Annotated in this window: 16 protein-coding genes; 10 read left to right on the top strand and 6 right to left on the bottom strand. The window is 45.4% G+C overall.

The window, feature by feature from the left end; genetic code table 11:
* Positions 1 to 104 precede the first annotated feature (104 nt).
* Positions 105 to 812: a TrkA family potassium uptake protein gene (locus H6F98_RS08815; RefSeq protein ID WP_192218290.1), complete on the top strand. Its 708-nt coding sequence runs from the start codon at positions 105 to 107 to the stop codon at positions 810 to 812.
* On the opposite strand, the gene H6F98_RS08810 is transcribed toward H6F98_RS08815, so the two are convergent.
* Positions 778 to 2,394: a sodium:proton antiporter gene (locus H6F98_RS08810; protein ID WP_192218289.1), complete on the bottom strand. Its 1,617-nt coding sequence runs from the start codon at positions 2,392 to 2,394 to the stop codon at positions 778 to 780. The genes H6F98_RS08815 and H6F98_RS08810 overlap by 35 nt on opposite strands.
* Positions 2,395 to 2,646: 252 nt before the next feature.
* On the opposite strand from H6F98_RS08810, the gene H6F98_RS08805 reads away from it, so the two are divergent.
* Positions 2,647 to 3,201, top strand: a complete 555-nt coding sequence (locus H6F98_RS08805; RefSeq protein WP_192218288.1) for a DUF3124 domain-containing protein — start codon at positions 2,647 to 2,649, stop codon at positions 3,199 to 3,201.
* Between the two features lie 224 nt (positions 3,202 to 3,425).
* Here the strand turns inward: H6F98_RS08805 and H6F98_RS08800 are convergent, their stop codons facing one another.
* Positions 3,426 to 3,632: a hypothetical protein gene (locus H6F98_RS08800; protein ID WP_192218287.1), complete on the bottom strand. Its 207-nt coding sequence runs from the start codon at positions 3,630 to 3,632 to the stop codon at positions 3,426 to 3,428.
* Positions 3,633 to 4,107: 475 nt separating this feature from the next.
* Here H6F98_RS08800 and H6F98_RS08795 point away from each other — a divergent pair, with 475 nt between their 5' ends.
* Together H6F98_RS08795 and H6F98_RS08790 are read left to right on the top strand one after the other, a co-directional pair.
* Positions 4,108 to 4,893, top strand: coding sequence for a gamma-glutamyl-gamma-aminobutyrate hydrolase family protein (locus tag H6F98_RS08795; RefSeq protein ID WP_199348372.1), 786 nt, complete (start codon positions 4,108 to 4,110; stop codon positions 4,891 to 4,893).
* 273 nt (positions 4,894 to 5,166) lie between these two features.
* Entirely contained in the window at positions 5,167 to 5,712 is a 546-nt protein-coding gene (locus tag H6F98_RS08790; RefSeq protein WP_192218286.1) for a hypothetical protein, read from the top strand.
* A gap of 124 nt (positions 5,713 to 5,836) precedes the next feature.
* On the opposite strand, the gene H6F98_RS08785 is transcribed toward H6F98_RS08790, so the two are convergent.
* Positions 5,837 to 6,361, bottom strand: coding sequence for a VUT family protein (locus H6F98_RS08785; protein ID WP_192218285.1), 525 nt, complete (start codon positions 6,359 to 6,361; stop codon positions 5,837 to 5,839).
* A 191-nt stretch (positions 6,362 to 6,552) separates the two neighbouring features.
* On the opposite strand from H6F98_RS08785, the gene gcvT reads away from it, so the two are divergent.
* From gcvT to H6F98_RS08770, 3 genes are all read left to right on the top strand, one after another.
* On the top strand, positions 6,553 to 7,698 hold the full coding sequence (gene gcvT, locus H6F98_RS08780) for a glycine cleavage system aminomethyltransferase GcvT (RefSeq protein ID WP_192218284.1): 1,146 nt from the start codon (positions 6,553 to 6,555) through the stop codon (positions 7,696 to 7,698).
* Between the two features lie 99 nt (positions 7,699 to 7,797).
* The gene (locus H6F98_RS08775; RefSeq protein ID WP_242058444.1) at positions 7,798 to 8,256 is read left to right on the top strand and encodes a hypothetical protein; all 459 of its coding nucleotides are present in this window, start codon (positions 7,798 to 7,800) and stop codon (positions 8,254 to 8,256) included.
* Positions 8,237 to 9,143 (top strand): IS630 family transposase gene (locus H6F98_RS08770; RefSeq protein WP_192218283.1). Its coding sequence is split into 2 segments (ribosomal slippage): positions 8,237 to 8,580 and positions 8,579 to 9,143, totalling 909 coding nucleotides; the frame shifts between segments, so codons are not numbered across the junction. The genes H6F98_RS08775 and H6F98_RS08770 overlap by 20 nt, the downstream gene beginning before the upstream one ends.
* A 638-nt stretch (positions 9,144 to 9,781) precedes the next feature.
* Here the strand turns inward: H6F98_RS08770 and H6F98_RS08760 are convergent.
* Positions 9,782 to 10,624, bottom strand: a complete 843-nt coding sequence (locus H6F98_RS08760) for an alpha/beta hydrolase (protein WP_192218282.1) — start codon at positions 10,622 to 10,624, stop codon at positions 9,782 to 9,784.
* Between the two features lie 132 nt (positions 10,625 to 10,756).
* On the opposite strand from H6F98_RS08760, the gene gcvH reads away from it, so the two are divergent.
* Positions 10,757 to 11,146 carry a glycine cleavage system protein GcvH gene (gcvH, locus tag H6F98_RS08755; protein WP_192218281.1) on the top strand — a complete coding sequence of 130 codons (390 nt, stop codon included), beginning with the start codon at positions 10,757 to 10,759 and terminating at the stop codon, positions 11,144 to 11,146.
* A gap of 340 nt (positions 11,147 to 11,486) precedes the next feature.
* Positions 11,487 to 14,441: an aminomethyl-transferring glycine dehydrogenase gene (gcvP, locus tag H6F98_RS08750; RefSeq protein ID WP_192218373.1), complete on the top strand. Its 2,955-nt coding sequence runs from the start codon at positions 11,487 to 11,489 to the stop codon at positions 14,439 to 14,441.
* Between the two features lie 96 nt (positions 14,442 to 14,537).
* On the opposite strand, the gene H6F98_RS08745 is transcribed toward gcvP, so the two are convergent.
* Positions 14,538 to 15,056 (bottom strand): L,D-transpeptidase, encoded by a 519-nt coding sequence (locus tag H6F98_RS08745; protein WP_192218280.1) that lies wholly within the window; start codon positions 15,054 to 15,056, stop codon positions 14,538 to 14,540.
* A gap of 256 nt (positions 15,057 to 15,312) precedes the next feature.
* Positions 15,313 to 15,840 carry a hypothetical protein gene (locus H6F98_RS08740; RefSeq protein WP_192218279.1) on the bottom strand — a complete coding sequence of 176 codons (528 nt, stop codon included), beginning with the start codon at positions 15,838 to 15,840 and terminating at the stop codon, positions 15,313 to 15,315.
* Positions 15,841 to 16,316: 476 nt separating this feature from the next.
* Here H6F98_RS08740 and H6F98_RS08735 point away from each other — a divergent pair, with 476 nt between their 5' ends.
* A complete protein-coding gene (locus tag H6F98_RS08735; RefSeq protein WP_192218372.1) occupies positions 16,317 to 17,711 on the top strand; it encodes a TldD/PmbA family protein in 1,395 nt (464 codons plus the stop codon).
* The last annotated feature ends 8 nt before the right edge of the window (positions 17,712 to 17,719 follow it).

Raw genomic sequence — 17,719 nt, 5'->3', positions numbered from 1 at the left:
AGGAAATGCACCCTAATTCCCACGGCTACGTACCGTGACCCTGAAATTTTTGTTTTTGTAATGATATGATGTGCAATCCAAAATAACGGTATTAGAGGTCAGCTATGTATGTATTAATCGGTGGTGCCGGAATGATGGGGCTACGTTTAGCACAGCAGTTAATGGAGATGGGGCATACCGTCGCCATCATTGATACAGACCCCCTCGCCTGCCATTATGCCCGCGAGAAAGTGGGGGTCATGGCATTTGAAGGCAGTGCTGTCAGTACAACGGTTCTGGTTGAAGCCGGAATCCCAAAAGCTGATGCCGTGGCGGCTACCCTCAGAGATGATGCTTTGAACTTATCCTTAGTCATGTTGGCTAAACACTATGGTGTCCCTCATATCGTAGTTCGCATGAGGGAACGCGATTTTGCCGAACCTTATCGCATTGCGGGGGCAAGTCACATCATCAGCACGATTGACTTAGCCGTTTCCACAATGGCGAACGCGATTGAATATCCCGAAGTTGAATCGATGATGCACTTTGAGCAGGGTCAGGTAGAGGTCTTAAAACTTCCGGTTCCAAGCAATTGCTATGTGGCAGGTCGTACAGTGGCTCAAGTGGGTCAAGACCCTCGATTTCCAACTGGCTCTTTGATTATTGGCTATCAGTGCCATTCATGTGCTGACCTAGTGATTCCGAATGGCAGTACTGTTCTTGAGTCAGGTTCAACTATCCTGGTCGTCACTAAGCCGGGGTTGATGCATCAGATGATTGATTTTCTAGGGCTTTGTACTAGTCATCTTCCAACCCAAGAAGTTGTTCATTAAGGTTTTTGACATACGCTTGCACCCGCTCTTCTGAAAGGATGCGCTTGCGTAGAGCATCATTCACTGCCCCTTTTTCTGCCAACAGGAGTCGCCGACGAATAGCATCCAGTTGGTTCAATTTTCCGTCAAGCGTTGGTAACTTGATTGAGCGCTGGTTGAATAAGTCGCGCAAGATTCTCTCAGAAGTCGCGACTCGCGCTTGGTAGGAAGCCCGCATCTCTTCATAGACAGCTTTTGGCAAAACCCCTGATTTCAAGAGTGTATCTAACTCATCCTGAGCAGCTTTGGAAGCAATTAGTTGGAGTTGCAACTCCTCAATCTGTTGGCGAGACTCGGAAAAGTGAGATAACTTCAAGCGTTTCACCAGCCAAGGTAAACTCAGCCCCTGTCCTACTAAGGAGATCAACACAGAGCCATACACTAAGGCAATTAATCCTTCCCGACCCGGTAGCGTGAGGGGGATACTTAACGCCAAAGCCATCGACAGAGAGCCTTTGATATTACCGAGGAACAGAACGTGCTGCCAACGCAGGGGAATCGGACGGTCAACCCAACGCAGCCCTGCTAAAAGGGGATAAACGGTGATTACTCGTCCAATCTGGTAAGCCAAAACGGCGAGCAGTACCGCAGGCAAAGTCCTCCAAAGGGTCAACGGGTCTATTTCTATGCCGATTAGTAAAAAAACAAAGGTATTGACACCAAAACCGGCATATTCCCAGAAGCTCAACAACGTGACCCGATTAGAAGCGGACGTGCTGCGAGAAAGCCCAAGGTTGCCGAAAATTAATCCAGCCACAACTACAGCCACAGCACCTGATACACCTAGAAATTGCCCAATCTGAAACGTTCCTAATGCAACTGCAACTGTCAGTAAGAGACTACTAAGGGGATCGTTTAAACGGATAAATATAGGTATACTCAAGTAGCCCAAGATTAACCCCACGAGGCTGCCTCCTACAGCAACAATTAGCAGTTGTTGGATTCCCTCGAATATCGTGAGTGAACCTGTCGAATACACTGACAAAATCAGGTTGAACGACACTAGGGCAGCGGCATCATTGAATAAGGTTTCTCCTTCAACGATTGTAGAAAGCCGGGAGGGTACAGATATTTCCTTAAAGGCAGCAATCATTGACACCGTATCAGTGTTTGCCAGGATTACTCCTACCAGTAGAGCAGGTATCCAATCCAGTCCAAGCCCAAGTTTCAATAGAACGGCAATAATAGCAGAGGAGAGTACAGCCCCAGGACCAGCCAGAAGGGCAATTGGTTTAAATGTGCTTCGTAGACGGCTAACATCTGTATTGATGCCAGCTTCAAAGATGAGAATTGGTAGGAAAAGATTCAAAACCAGGGAAGGATCTAAACCAATTTGACGAGACAATAGCTCAGTGATTGGCAAACCTGCCAACACTAAACCCGTGACGTAGGGAACACGAAGCTGCTGCGTCACTAAGGCTACCACCGTGGCAACTAGCAACAAAATAATCAGAATTGTTACTAATCCCGCAACATCTCCCTGACTATCGTTGCTTGCGCTATTAAGATTTGCGATGAACAACTGCCCTAAAGACCACTGCATCTCTTGCACCACCTGAAATAAACTTTAAACCCTGTAGTCAGCTAATAGATTAACGACTCTATGCTCCTCGTGAGCTTTAAGGTAACGCTCAGTGATGATATTATCGCAGCGCTTGAACAATTAAAGCCGGATGAAAAAGGTTTTGGTTTTGTCTAAAATACAAGTCATCAGGAACCGCCTAGAAACTCTTCTCAACGACTATGAATAGGGAACAACGGGAAGCCGTTTACCGGAATCTACAAATCACCTCTGATGAAGCTTTCTTTATATTTCTATTCGACCCTAGCGATTATTATTCTCGCCTCTTGCACTTCACGAGAGATTCCCCAGAAGTCGCAATCTGATTCTGGTCAGCTGACTCAACCCCACCTTAAAGTGGTAACGTTGGCTGACAAGAGCAAGATAGCAATGGGGCAAACTATCTATGTCCCTGTCTATTCCCATATTTATTATGAGAACCAGAAAGAAGTTTTATATTTATCAGCTACTCTTAGTATTCGTAATACAGATTTGAGCAATCCCATCATTATTACTTCCGTGCGTTACTACAATACAGAAGGGAAACTAATCAAGCAGTATTTAGAACGTCCTGTGGAACTTAGTCCTCTAGCTTCTATGGATTTTATTGTAGAGAGAACTGATACTAGTGGTGGGTCAGGAGCCAACTTTATTGTCGAGTGGATAGCTGAAAAAGACGTTTCTAAACCTGTGGTTGAAGCCGTTATGATTAGTGCTGCATCCAACCAAGGGATTTCTTTTGTCAGTCCTGGTAGAATCATCAAGAATCATGGCAATAGATCGCCTTAATAAGTGTAAGCACTGACGAGTGAAAGTTAACTGTAAACTGTTCCTTGTCAACGGATTAAGCAGACCGATTTCCACTTTTCCTCTACCTAGAGTGACAAAAGAGCGATATCTCTCTTGTAAAGTTTATCAAGAGGTAGGTTGTAGCGATTCAAAAATAATCGTTGGTGAAACAAGTTCGTAGTATCTAGTCAAAAAAAAAAGTGGCTTGCAATTTTCTGAAGCCACTATGTATCTCTTCTTGGACAACCAGGTGGAGGACTTTGTGTGCGATCGCTACAGTCAACCTTTCCCTGCAATTCCTGTGTCAATGTTTGTTGTTGTCCAGAATCAGAGCGGTAGCTACTTGCTGAGTAAGCGTTAGCGCTTTGTAAATTAATGGCTATCCCAGTAAGTGCCAGACTGACTAATAGGGAAGAAGAGTAAATACGCATTGGAGGATGTCCTTTTCAGAAGGTTTGATTTCTGATTCGGGCTTCCCAAAGCAGTATCAGGATAAAAATCCAGAAAATAAAAATAATTACGCTGTTCAGCTTAGCGTAGATACGCCGATATGCTTAATGTGAACTTTGAGCCTTTAGTATTGAATGGCAAAAGGACTCAGAATTGGATACTACGCTTGCGTTTGCTCAATGTGTGAGTTGATTTAAGCCGAGAAAATGAAATTAATTCCACAGGCTTTTAGCGAAACTCCACTTAAGTGAACTAGACAACTGCTGTGCAAAAAATTCAGTTCATTTTAATGGACTTTTGCTACTCGCTGTGGGGTTTGAACCCTTGGCGGGTAATGCAACTTACGCTAAGCCACAAGCGCTAGAAGTAGTGGGAATGTAACCTCTGATTCCTTGAGCAGGTTAAAGAATGATTACTATCAATAGATAGCTACAACTTGAAAGGGTGTCCGTAATCTTGAATTCGTCTAGAAACTTCAATACAACAACGGCTGGAACAGCCCTAGCAACCCAGAAGTCCCCTTTAGTGTGCCCAATAATTGGAATTACAGCCTACAAGCAGCAGGAAACTGGGAACTTCTATGCGCCAGTAGGTTATGTCAATGCAGTACGACGTGCTGGGGGTGTGCCAATTCTCCTGCCACCAGGCGAACCTGACCCGGCTGTTCTTATGGAAGCTGTCGATGGTTTGGTTTTCACAGGTGGAGGTGACCTAGACCCAGTAACCTACAACGGTGCGCCGCATCCGAAGGTTTATGGCGTAGACTCAGAACGAGACGCTTCGGAACTAGCACTCGCTAAGCTTGCACTCATGGCTGATAAACCTGTATTGGGTATCTGTCGAGGCTTAGAGGTGTTGATGGTGGCAAGTGGTGGTGACTTGGTGCAACACGTCCCCGATGAGTTTGGCGAAACGATTCTGCACCGACAGGAATTGCTAATTCCAGCAGAACATCGCGTGCATATCCTGCCAGACAGTCAACTCGCTAGCATGATTGGAACAACAGAGATATCTGTGGTTTCCTGGCATCATCAAGCGGTACGCACTGCACCACTCGGTTGGCGTGTCGTTGCAAAAGCACCTGATGGCGTGATTGAAGCACTGGAACATGAAGACCATCCGTGGGGATTTGCTCTCCAGTGGCATCCAGAACTTTCCCCGGCTGACCCTTTACATTTGCGTATTTTTGAGGCGTTCATTGTAGCTGCACATGAGCGGAAGCTTGAGGGCTTAAGAGTTTAGTTGCTGATTTTCAAGGTTTTACTGACGACTCGGCAGTGATGGGAAACACAGTTGGGTGTTTCTCTCGCTATGCCACGCCTACTGTACTGTGCGGTAAGTTTTTCTGATTAAGCGATCGCTTTTTCAGCCTTACTTTACAATCTTGCTTTACAATTCCTGACCACCTGCCCCCATTAGGGAATACGGATATAGGTAGATGTAATTAAAACTAATGACATTATCCTTATTTTTGGTGGTCTGTCACCGTATCTTGGGTGACACCGGAACCGATTCATGATTTTCCTCAAAAAGCTTAAGCTCCAACAACAAAATCAACCGCTCAGTGTTTTAGTTTTTAGTGTCGTTATTTACATCACTGGGCTAACCTTTATGGGATTTGGGGGAGTCTCAACCTTGAGTTGCCAGCGTCAAGGAACGTCATCATCAACACTCAAGATACAAAACACCTGTAAGCTTGATAATTCAAGCTTTGTTACACCCCACCAACAAGATATTGCCTTGGCAGACCTGCTGAGCGCAGAATTGAAACGTCACTCGCGAAGTTACCATGTTGCCTATCAGGTAGTGTTGCTCACTCAAACCGATGAAATTCCCTTAATGAATTCTTCGCCAACTGACCGAAACGCGAAAGTTGCAATGGTTGATGAAATTAATCAATTTTTGCAAAATCCTGAGCAGCAACAATTACACCTACAGCTAGAAGACTCTCGCTACAGCAGTATTTTTGGCTTTCTCTTAATTGCTACAGGGATTGGCTCAAGGCTTTTTGCTCGACAGATTATTAGTTGTCTTTCGGCTATCAGTAATGAAGCTGGGTAGGGGGTTGAAGGATTTTTTCCTGGCTGTAGCAAAAGGCAGAGGGCAGACGGGAAATGATTGACGGGTCTTGGTTTCAGTATTTGGCAAGACTCATAATTTTCCAATCCCCAACAAAACAAACCTCTCACCTCAAACCTTGTTGAGGGTTTTGGCGTTGTCTTGCCGTAATCAGTCCCACCACAACTCCTGTGAGAGTCTTTACGACAATCTCTCCCCACATAATACCTAGCAGTTGCAGGGGTAGAAATACACCCAAGAAGGCTATTAGGTTAAAAATCAGCGTGTCTATGGGGATACTTACCGCGTTAGAACTAACGACTTTCAGCATCCAAGAGCGATTGAGGAGTCGTTGGTAAACCTCTGTGTCTGCTGTTTCCGAAATTAGGATGGCAGTGAAGGAGGCAATGATGATGCGGTAGGGTACTCCCAGAACCACTGATTCAATAACACTAAGAACAGCAGCCAGGAAAATGACCTGGTACACTCGCCTTCTACCGAATTGGTGTAAAAGGTCTCGTTGTGTAAAGGTAATGCCAAAGATAAATGTCCCGACTGCCACTTGACCAAAAATTGGCAGGGGAAGAAACCAGGTGGCTGTATAGTTAGCCGCTAAAACAGCCGTGATGTAAATGAGGGCGGGAATTAGCAAGTCGTTCTTATAGAGTGCAGGTAAATGATTCTAGTCTATTTAATTGGAATTAGTTGGGTAGCTCAAGAGATAGTCAATATATAGGCTGGCTAAATAAGCTGTGGGAGACTTTGTGCGATCGCATCTTGGAACAGCGATGTTAGCGTTGCTCGGTAGAATAGAAAGATTCACTGCAACTGAATAACTTTCTTGTGGCTAAGTCAGACGAATTAAACCCGAAAACTGCGATTGCTCTTGCTCGTACTCCCCTTTACTCGCTTGCTCTAGAACAAAAAGCGCGACTAACTGCTTTTTCAGGTTGGGAGATGCCTGTGCAATACCTGGGTATAGGACAGGAACACGAGTCGGTGAGAACTTCAGCCGGAATGTTTGATATTTCTCACATGGGAAAGTTTGCCTTTCAGGGGAAACAGTTAGTTGAACAACTCCAACCCCTAGTCCCTTCAGATTTGCGGCGGTTGCAACCCGGACAAGCACAATACACTGTCTTGCTCAATCCCAAAGGTGGTATCCTCGACGACATCATCTTTTATTACCAGGGTGAGGATGCTGCTGGTGTGCAACGGGGTGTGATGATTGTGAATGCTTCTACCAGAGTGAGAGATAAAGCCTGGATACTTGCTCAGATAGAATCAGCGGAAATTGATTTTCTCGACCTCTCGGCGGAAAAAGTGCTAGTTGCGATTCAGGGGCCTCATGCCTACTCACATTTCCAGCGCTTGGTTGAGGAAGATTTGACCCCAGTCAAAGCCTTTGAACACCTAGAGGCAACCTTGCTGGGTAAATCCGCGTTTATCGCTAGGACTGGCTACACTGGCGAGGATGGGTTTGAGGTGATGGTAGACCCTGATGTTGGGATAGAACTATGGCAAACTCTCGATAAGGCTGGTGTTACTCCCTGCGGTTTGGGGGCTAGAGATACGCTGCGGCTAGAAGCTGCAATGGCACTTTATGGGCAAGACATTGATGAAACCACAACGCCTCTCGAAGCGGGTTTGGGTTGGGTTGTACACCTAGACAGCAAAGGCGACTTTATTGGACGCTCAGTGTTAGAACAGCAAAAAGCGACTGGGGTAGAAAAACGCTTAGTGGGGATAGAAATGCAAGGGCGTCACATTGCACGTCATGGTTATCCCGTCTTGTCCGAAGGGCAAGTGGTTGGAGAAGTGACCAGTGGAACCCAATCACCAACACTTGGAAAAGCGATCGCGCTTGCTTATGTTCCCACAGCTCTTTCTAAAATTGGTCAGTCTTTAGACGTGGAAATTCGAGGCAAAACTTATCCAACCGTTGTTGTCAAGAAACCGTTTTATCGCTCTCCTTATCGAGCCAAATAACTCGCCTAAACCTGCTTTGAGGCGATCGCACCCTAGGTGTGTAGCGGTACACCGACAATTCAGGGTTACGATATGATACTTGCGACTTTTGCTGTAACCATGTCAACCTTGACCGTAGAAACCCTTTGTACTGAAGCAGCACTATTTTCAGCCGCCGAATCTCGGCACCCAGAACCCTTACTGTACGGTGTCACCGACGGCAAAGCTGTGGGGACGTATTTGGAACAAAAGTTCAGACTTCATCTCAAGGGGCGATACGAGTTTGTGGAGGGTAATTCAGCAAGTGGCATAGATTTTCCAGGACTACTTGTTGATGTCAAGGTAACAAGCATCAAGCAACCTCAATCATCCTGCCCTTTCAAATCTGCACGACAAAAAATTTTGGGGCTTGGGCATTCACTTCTTATTTTTGTCTATAACAAGACAGACAACAGTGAAACTCGCTCTGCAAATCTCAATATTCTGCACACAATTTATAGCCTTTCTCAGGTCTATGAGGTACATTATAATTCGAGCCTATCAATTATAGAAATCAGCCATGAAACCTCATTCAATTGAATTTCGCCAGAAAATCATTGAAGTCCACGAAAAAGAAAGTATCTCAATTAGGAAGCTCGCTCAACGTTTTTGCGTTGCAAAAAGCTTTATTCAGAAATTACTCAAACAATATAAAGAAACAGGAGATATTCGCCCCCAACCTCAAGGAGGAAGTCCTGAACCTAAGCTCAAACCAGAGCAATTAATCGATTTAGTAGAAATCATCGAAACTAATAATGATGCGACGCTCGAAGAACTCTGTGAGTTGCTCGAAGAGAAAACCAAAGTTAGAGTCAGTCGAGCCACGATGGGAAGAATCACACAAAAATTAAACTACAGTGTAAAAAAAAACTCTTTACGCCGCAGAAAAAGTACAGGAACAGCGAGTCGAGTTTTGGTCAAAAATTCGAGATGTCCGGCTGGAAGACCTAATTTTCCTTGATGAGTCAGGAATCAATCTAGCAATGGTTAGGCTTTATGCCAGAGCTTTAAAAGGGAAAAGAGCTAGAGGTAAAAAGCCCCAGAAAAGAGGAAGGAATATTTCTGTGATTGCGGCTTTATCAGTTCGAGAAGTGTTGGCATCAGTCAATATTTATGGAGCGGTGGATGGCGTTACATTTGAAGCTTTTATTCTACAAAAATTAATTCCTAAACTCTGGAATAAGGCTTGTGTTGTTATGGATAATGCCAAAATACATCAAGGAGAAATGGTGAGAGAAGTTATTGAAAAAGCGGGAGCAAAACTCCTATATTTATCTCCTTACTCTCCCGAATTTTCCCCCATTGAAAATTTCTGGTCAAAAGTTAAATCTATCTTGAGAAAGACGGCAGCAAGAACCTACAAAGATTTAATTGATGGACTCACCAATGCCATGCTTAAGGTGACTCAGGAAAATATTCGTAACTAGTTCGCTCATTGTTGTTATTGTACCTCATAACTACGAGAAAGGCTATATCCCTCTTCTGTCACTCTCCGAAAACTTTTGCCATTGCTGAAGTCTAGAACTAACCTATGGTAGGCGATCGCAGACTTTTTCCTTCATAGAAATTGATCCGAGTAGGGAAATTGCCAAAATTAGATGGGCAAACGCTGTATTCCCTAATACACCTCCTTTGTAGAAAATATTAATAATAGGAAAAACCGGAGAGTGACAGAAGAGGGATATGTGAGTGTTGAGATTGAAGAAAGTTATCTTTTTCCTTTAATTAAAGGCTCTGATGTTGCTCAAGATCGAACTAAGACTACTGACAGATATGTGCTAGTTACTCAAAGATTTGTTGGCGAACCAACTGAAGATATAAGAGATTTAGCTCCTAAAACTTGGAACTATCTAGAGTCTCACGCAAACTACCTAGATAACAGGAAGAGTAAGATCTACCAGAAAAATCCCCGATTTTCTATTTTTGGAGTTGGTTCATACACTTTTACATCATGGAAAATCGCGAGTCGCTTACACCCTTGCTGCAACTCCTCACTCTCACAGCGTTAAATTTCATTTAGTTGATTCAGTCAGAGCAAAAAACACTCATCACGCATGATTCATACTCATTTGGATGCGTTCCTCTGATGCGATCGCACAATCAACTCAACAAATTCCTGCAAGGTTTTCCCGTAGCGTTCCCCAGCCATCCACATAAAATCATTGTGAGTCGCGTCATCTATCCATAACGCCAGCTTGGGTTCAGAAGCCGCAGCAAATAGTCGTTGTCCATGTTGGAAGGGAACAACCTCATCAACTCTGCCATGCATCACCAACACTGGACAATTTACTCTTTTAATCTTATCGATATTGCGGAATTTATCAAACGGTAGAATCGGAATCGGCACCACCACTCGAAACGCCGTAGTAAATGCACTTTCCATAATTAAACCAGCAACTGGTTTTCGAGCGGCTAAATCCACTGCCGAACCTGCACCAACTGAGCGTCCGTAAACAACAATTCTCTCTGGTAGCACACCCAATTTTTGAGTTAAATACTCATACGCTGTGTCCACATCTCGATAAGCATTGCGTTCTGAGGGCTTACCTTGGCTAGTGCCATAGCCGCGATAATCGTAAGCAAACACACTAAACCCAATTGTTTGCAATTGTTGCAGCACTGGCTGAATGTCGCCTAAATCCTCAGCATTACCGTGAATATAGAGAATTGTGTAAGTAGATGCCGGATTGGGTAGATAAACCGCTGAAAGCTGGATCTGATCAGCCGTCGTCAGCTTGAGAATTTCACGAGTATCTTGATAGCTAGAGGGTTGAGGCAAAAAAATCTTTCCATCTGCAACGAAGAAGATGTATAAGCAAAAGAAAGCGTAGATAAAAATTACAGAACGCACAAGCCGTTTGATAGTAAATTCACCCAATAGTAGTTGTCTGAGAGTTGATTTATCCATAGTGTGAAGTCAAGATAGCTCTACCGTATTTCAGTTAACCACTACGGTTTGTCACAATCAGTTAGCTTAAATTTAAATATGGGGCTTCTTGGAAGTTGTAAACTTAGCTCTGCTGTGTAATGAGGACGTGACATGGGCTTCGAGTATCCAGAGGATTTGAAATACCTAGATACCCACGAGTATGTACGACTTGATGGTGAGATTGCGACACTTGGCATCAGCGAGTTTGCTGTTGACCAACTAGGGGACATTGTATTTCTGGAACTGCCAGAGGTGGGTGATGCTTTAGAAAAAGGTGAAACCTTCGGCAGCATTGAATCAGTCAAAGCCGTTGAGGATATGTATGCTCCCCTTTCGGGGACTGTCATTGAGCGTAATGAGGCGATGATAAACTCTCCCGAACTGATATCAGAAGACCCTTACGGCGAAGGTTGGTTCTTGAAGCTGCGAATCAACGACGCGGATGACTTAAATGATGCCTTATCCGCTACAGAATATCGCGCACAGGTGGAAGGCGAGTAGAAAGTTATAGCAGAAAGCCGTCAGCTATCAGCTATCAGCTTTTTTATTTTCCTTGCTCTCTACGCAAGTTTCACACACCTTCCGCTGTACCTCATCTCTCCAGAAAACCGCTATAAGGTTAAGACATCTAACGGCTGAAACGACCACGTGCCAGTAATAAACCTTCTGCCTTCTGCCTTTTGCTATAACTTCAGTTTTGGCTTTTCTACGCCGACGCTTGTCCTGTACAGCAAGTAAGCGGCACTGAAAGCTATTTTTGAGGGTATGTTACAGAATAATAAGTGGTTGCGCCGGTCAAAAACTCGTGACGCACCATAGCCCTTCAACGAATCGGTTTGATATGCGTAATTTGGATGTCACAGTTAATGACGAGGTGAAAGCTCATCCGTTGATTCTTGACTCTCAACCATCTTCTGACAAGCTACCTGCTCTTAGTGATTCTTTTACAAAACGGCACATCGGGCCAAGTGCTGAGGAAGTGCAGCAGATGCTGGATGTCTTGGGACTTGCAACCCTTGAGGACTTGATCGATCAAACAGTTCCGCAAGCAATTCGGCTCACTCGACCTCTGCAATTGCCAGCACAACAGAGTGAGTATGCTGCTTTGCGGCAATTAAAAGAAATTGCCTCAAAAAATCAGGTGTTCCGTTCCTTCATCGGCATGGGATACCACGACTGTATTACTCCACCTGTGATTCAGCGCAATATTTTAGAAAATCCAGGCTGGTACACTGCCTATACGCCTTATCAAGCCGAGATTGCCCAAGGGCGTCTAGAAGCACTGCTCAATTTCCAAACCATGATCATTGACTTAACCGGGTTGGAAATTGCCAATGCTTCTTTGCTAGATGAAGGCACAGCAGCGGCAGAAGCAATGAGTATGAGCTATGGCTTGTGTAAAACAAAGCGTAATGCCTTCTTCGTCTCAAAAGCTTGCCATCCCCAAACGATTGAAGTCGTGCAAACTCGTGCAAAACCCTTGGGGATTGATGTGATTGTAGGCGACCATCAAGCCTTTGGGTTTGAACAAGAGGTTTTTGGCGCACTGCTACAGTATCCAGCGACGGATGGCACGATTTATGACTATCGTGAATTTATCGAAAAGGCTCATGAAGCGGGTGCATTAGTAACCGTTGCCGCAGATCCCTTGAGTCTTGCCCTCTTGACACCCCCCGGAGAATTTGGGGCAGATATTGCTGTTGGAAGTACCCAGCGCTTTGGAGTTCCCTTGGGATATGGGGGGCCTCATGCGGCATACTTTGCCACGCGAGAAGCCTACAAGCGGAATGTTCCAGGGCGTATTGTTGGTGTCTCTAAAGATGCTCAGGGCAAGCCAGCACTGCGTCTCGCCCTCCAGACTCGTGAGCAACATATCCGTCGAGATAAGGCAACTAGCAATATTTGTACAGCTCAAGTGTTGCTGGCGGTTATGAGTAGTATGTATGCCGTCTACCATGGGTCAGAGGGAATCAAGCGCATTGCTCAGAATGTCTATTCGTTGGCTCGGATTCTAGCAGAAGGGTTGAAGCGTCTTGGCTATAGTATCGGGTCAGAAGTATTTTTTGATACGCTACGGGTGGAATTGGGTTCAAAACCTCTGCAAGAGATTCTAGAAGCTGCTCAAGCGCGACAAATTAACTTGCGTAGCTTTGATGAAACGGCGATCGCAATTACTCTGGACGAGACAACAACTGTCGCAGATTTAATCGACCTATTTGAGATTTTTGCGGGTGTAGGCGAACAAGGCGCTACACCTTTACCGTTCACGTTGGAGGAGTTAGCAAGTCAGGTCAATACTGATTTTGACGAACCCTTTGCTCGTACAAGTAGCTACCTAAGCCATCGTGTTTTTAACCGTTACCACTCAGAAACTGAGCTATTGCGATATCTAAATCGCCTGCAAGCGAAAGATTTGTCGCTCACAACATCAATGATTCCCTTAGGTTCCTGCACAATGAAGCTGAATGCAACGGCCCAGATGATGCCAGTAACTTGGGCAGAATTTGGCAAGATTCATCCTTTTGCCCCTCTGTCACAAACACGAGGGTATCAAGTTCTGTTTCAGCAGCTAGAAGAATGGTTGGCTGAAATCACTGGCTTTGCGGCAATTTCTCTTCAACCGAATGCGGGTTCTCAAGGCGAGTACACGGGATTACTCACAATTCGTCAGTATCATGAAAGCCGAGGTGAAGCGCACCGGAATATCTGTCTGATTCCCCAGTCTGCACATGGGACAAATCCTGCTAGTGCAGTGATGTGTGGGATGAATGTGGTGGCAGTTGCCTGTGATGAGATGGGCAATGTTGATGTGGAGGACTTAAAAGCGAAAGCCCAGAAGCATGGTAATGAACTCGCGGCTTTAATGGTTACCTATCCCTCTACTCACGGTGTTTTTGAGGAGCAGATTCGAGAAATCTGTGAGATTGTCCATACTCATGGTGGGCAGGTTTATATGGATGGAGCAAATATGAATGCCCAAGTTGGGTTATGCCGTCCAGGAGACTTCGGGGCAGATGTCTGTCACTTGAATCTACACAAGACATTTTGTATTCCCCACGGGGGCGGTGGCCCTGGGATGGGACCAATTGGCGTGATGCCGCATCTGATGCCATTCTTGCCAGGGCATTCAGTTATCCCAACTGGTGGTAAGCAAGGCATTGGTGCTGTGTCGGCTGCGCCTTGGGGTAGTGCGAGTATTCTACCGATTTCTTGGATGTACATCGCGCTGATGGGTGGCGCGGGTTTGACGGAAGCGACTAAGGTGGCAATTCTCAATGCCAATTACATTGCTTCTCGATTAGCGCCTTACTACCCGATTTTGTACAAAGGGAAGACGGGTTTGGTGGCGCATGAGTGTATTTTGGATTTGCGATCGCTCAAAAAATCTGCTGGCATTGAAGTGGATGATATTGCCAAGCGCCTGATGGACTATGGTTTCCACGCCCCAACCGTCTCTTGGCCTGTAGCAGGGACAATGATGGTGGAACCCACAGAAAGTGAATCAAAAGAAGAACTCGATCGCTTTTGTGAGGCAATGATTGCAATTCGCAAGGAAATCGAGGAAATCGAAGTGGGTAAGGTAGATGCTCACGATAATGTTTTGAAGAATGCACCTCATACAGCAGAAGCTTTGCTGACTTCAGAATGGACACATCCCTATTCTCGTGAACAGGCTGCCTATCCAGCACCGTGGACTCGTGAACACAAGTTCTGGCCTGTGGTGGGGCGAATTGATAATGCGTTTGGCGATCGCAATTTAGTCTGTTCCTGCTTGCCGATGGAAGCCTATACATAAGTTAGGATAGAGCGATCGCATCTTTCGACGGGTTGCCGTAAGTGCAGTTGATGAGAAAATGCGATCGCCCAGCCTTTTCACAAAACACCTGAGTTACTACGGAACCACTGTTACAGATGTTCCCAAACTAACCAGAGGATACAGTTCCTCAATATCCTTGTTGTACATCCGAATGCAACCATGAGACGCTGCTGTACCTACTGAACTAGGGTTAGGCGTACCATGAAAGCCAATCCACTCTCTCCCATTTGTCCAAAACCCAATCCAGTAGCGACCTAGAGGGTTTTCTGGAGTGCCCCCTGCAATAGCCTCACCTGTAGTAGGGTTTATCCACTTGGGATTTTCAAGCATCTGAGCTACTTGGAAATTACCTGTTGGCGTTTCCCAACCTGCGCGACCGACTGCAACCGGATAAGTTTTAATTAACGTATTTTCGTGATAGAGGGTTACTTTGCGCCGACTGAGACTGATCTCTAAGCGTATAGGTTGAATAACGACATCTGAAGAGATGTTTGTTGTTGTTTCAGGCTGTTCTGCTGCTAATAAAACTTGAGGGCTATAAGCTAAGCCAATTGTCAATACCAAACCAACCCAAGTTACTGATCGTTTTAGCATCTTTATTTTATGCACCAAGACAATCCATTTTATGCAGTAACACAACCTACTCTAAACTTATAAAACAAATATCACTTCCGCTCAAACTTCTTTGATCCCTTATTAACCCACCTTATTTTCAAAAGTAGAAAGCACTAACCTAGGGATTATTAGTAAAGTGACTAAACGGAAGCGATATTCAACATTTGAACCAATGGAGACAGCAAAATCACCAAGTCAGGCAGTCATCATATAAGTAGTAAGACTGCCTGAAAAACTACCAAAGCGCTCTAACACCGTCAGTATCTGCTCCAGTATTTGTGTTGAAAGTATCATTATTCATTTGTTGACCACTGGTAGCGCCACCAGTACTAGAACCACCAGTGTTCATTGGCTGAGTCTGAGTGGTAGTGCCAGTGGTGGTTCGTCGCTGTATTTGGGTTTCCTCCGTCAAAGTACGACCAGTGCCAGTTGTGCCAGTTGTGCCAGTCGTACCTGTCGTGCCAGGTTGCTGAACACCCGTCGTGCCAGGTTGCTGAACACCCGTCGTGCCAGGTTGCTGAACACCCGTCGTGCCAGGTTGCTGAATACCCGTCGTGCCAGGTTGCTGAATACCTGTCGTGCCAGGTTGCTGAACACCCGTCGTACCAGGTTGCTGAACACCTGTCGTACCACCATTATTCATTTGTCCGCCACCTTGTGTGGTCTGAGCTAATACAGGGAGACTAAGGAAAACACTAGCAACAGCGACTCCTGCGAAACTTACAAGGTTTTTGATTGACAGTTTATTATTGTGTGCGCTCATTGTATTTCCTTGATTTGATGTTAGAGGGTTTGAGCTTCTATGCCATTTCGTTAAATTCGAGCAAGTTTCTTTTGATTTTTAACGAGGAATGAGCTATCGCCTTGTCGAGATTTATCGGCATTATTGTTGAAACTCCCTGTCAAAGTTAACCTTATTAATTTTTCTACTCGTCCGACTAAAGAAAGATTGTCTATTGCTACGTTATCTTGTCATTTGGCTCACATTTTCCAGCGAAGTGCCCTATATATAACTGTTTCAGGTAATTTTTTCTCAGCAAATATAAATATGTATTAGGGGGGAAGGCAGAATTAAGAAGCCTAAAACATTCCAACTACTTCTTCTTCACTCCTGTACCTTGGCGAGAATGCGATCGCAACTTTAACCAATTAGCTTTGGTACAGCACCGTCAGCAGTAGCACTCCCTGGCTTAGTCGTTGCACAATAAGAGGGTGAGTTCGTTGATCTTGCTGCCTCCTATGCCGACTGTACTAACTGATGCCAAGAATTTACTCTCTGACCTAATTGCCCGGTATCGCTCCCGTGTGGATTACTTAGCGATTCGTCTAGAAGACTCAAAAGGAACAAGTATTCTGTTGCAGGGCGACAAGGTGGAAACCCTAAGTGAAGGTCTCTCCATTGGTGGGCAGGTAAGGGCTTGCTACAAGGGAGGCTGGGGCTTTGCGAGTTTCAACCAGCTTGCGACATTATCAGAGCAAGTTGAGGAAGCGATCACTGCCGCAAGAATTGTGGGTGATGAAGATACAGTACTCGCTCCAATCAAGCCAGTCCAAGCCGTTTGTCAACTGCCTTTAACAGGTACTGACCCGCGCCAGATTCCTCTCGCTCAGAAGAAAGAATTGTGCGATCGCTACAACGCCATTCTGAAAAGCGTTGACCCTCGCATTACCACAACCTCTGTACGTTATGGAGATAGCACCCAACGAGTCATTATTGCCACCTCAGAAGGAACCCTGATTGAACAATCGTGGGTGGATATGGAAATGCGCTTCTCTGCCACTGCCCGTCATGGGGATATTGTACAAACTGGCAGGGAAACCACTGGCTCTCGCAAAGCTTACGAAGACCTGACGAATCTAGATGAACAAGTCCGCAGTGCTGCCCAACGAGCTGTAAATGCCCTCTCCTTACCACCTGTGAAGGGAGGTACCTACACTGTAGTCATCGACCCAGTCCTCACAGGTTTATTCGTTCATGAAGCCTTCGGACACCTTTCAGAAGCCGATATGGCTTACGAAAACCCCGACTTATTGGAAGTTATGAGCATGGGGCGTCAATTTGGGCCTAAGGAACTGCAAATCTTTGATGGCGCAGCACCCGAAGGGCATCGTGGTAGCTACTTCTACGATGACGAAGGCACACCAGCGACGAAAACTCAGCTAATTAAAGACGGTATTCTAGTTGGTCGCCTTCATTCTCGTGAAACGGCTGGGAAACTGGAAGAGACACCGACCGGAAATGCCCGTTGCCTCAACTACCATTACCCACCGATTGTCCGGATGACCAATACCTGGATTGAGCGAGGAAAAACGCCTGTTGAAGATTTATTCAAGGGCATCAAAGAAGGGGTTTATGCTCGAAACTGGCTAGGCGGGATGACCAATGGTGAAATGTTCACCTTCAGCGCTGGTGAAGCTTGGATGATTCGCGATGGCAAGCTGGCTGAGCCAGTGCGGGATGTTACCCTTTCTGGAAACGTCTTCAAAACCTTGGCAGATATCGAAGCGATCGGGGATGATTTCTACTGGGATGAATCCGGTGGCTGTGGCAAAGCTGGACAAGGGGGCTTGCCTGTTGGTTGTGGTGGTCCGAGTTTACGGATTCGCGATGTTGTTGTCGGTGGCGAAGCCTAAACAAGATT

The sequence above is a fragment of the Microcoleus sp. FACHB-SPT15 genome (genome assembly GCF_014849525.1).
In the GTDB taxonomy this organism is placed as follows: domain Bacteria; phylum Cyanobacteriota; class Cyanobacteriia; order Cyanobacteriales; family Coleofasciculaceae; genus Symplocastrum; species Symplocastrum torsivum.
Note: the sequence above shows the minus strand (reverse complement) of the source record. Positions and strands in the feature narration are given on the sequence as shown.

Excerpts from the sequence above, each read along its gene's own strand:
- H6F98_RS08815 (WP_192218290.1), top strand. The coding sequence starts at position 105 with ATGTATGTATTAATCGGTGGTGCCGGAATGATGGGGCTACGTTTAGCA.
- H6F98_RS08810 (WP_192218289.1), bottom strand. The coding sequence starts at position 2,394 with ATGCAGTGGTCTTTAGGGCAGTTGTTCATCGCAAATCTTAATAGCGCA.
- H6F98_RS08805 (WP_192218288.1), top strand. The coding sequence starts at position 2,647 with ATGAAGCTTTCTTTATATTTCTATTCGACCCTAGCGATTATTATTCTC.
- H6F98_RS08800 (WP_192218287.1), bottom strand. The coding sequence starts at position 3,632 with ATGCGTATTTACTCTTCTTCCCTATTAGTCAGTCTGGCACTTACTGGG.
- H6F98_RS08790 (WP_192218286.1), top strand. The coding sequence starts at position 5,167 with ATGATTTTCCTCAAAAAGCTTAAGCTCCAACAACAAAATCAACCGCTC.
- H6F98_RS08775 (WP_242058444.1), top strand. The coding sequence starts at position 7,798 with ATGTCAACCTTGACCGTAGAAACCCTTTGTACTGAAGCAGCACTATTT.
- H6F98_RS08760 (WP_192218282.1), bottom strand. The coding sequence starts at position 10,624 with ATGGATAAATCAACTCTCAGACAACTACTATTGGGTGAATTTACTATC.
- gcvH (WP_192218281.1), top strand. The coding sequence starts at position 10,757 with ATGGGCTTCGAGTATCCAGAGGATTTGAAATACCTAGATACCCACGAG.
- gcvP (WP_192218373.1), top strand. The coding sequence starts at position 11,487 with ATGCGTAATTTGGATGTCACAGTTAATGACGAGGTGAAAGCTCATCCG.
- H6F98_RS08745 (WP_192218280.1), bottom strand. The coding sequence starts at position 15,056 with ATGCTAAAACGATCAGTAACTTGGGTTGGTTTGGTATTGACAATTGGC.
- H6F98_RS08740 (WP_192218279.1), bottom strand. The coding sequence starts at position 15,840 with ATGAGCGCACACAATAATAAACTGTCAATCAAAAACCTTGTAAGTTTC.
- H6F98_RS08735 (WP_192218372.1), top strand. The coding sequence starts at position 16,317 with ATGCCGACTGTACTAACTGATGCCAAGAATTTACTCTCTGACCTAATT.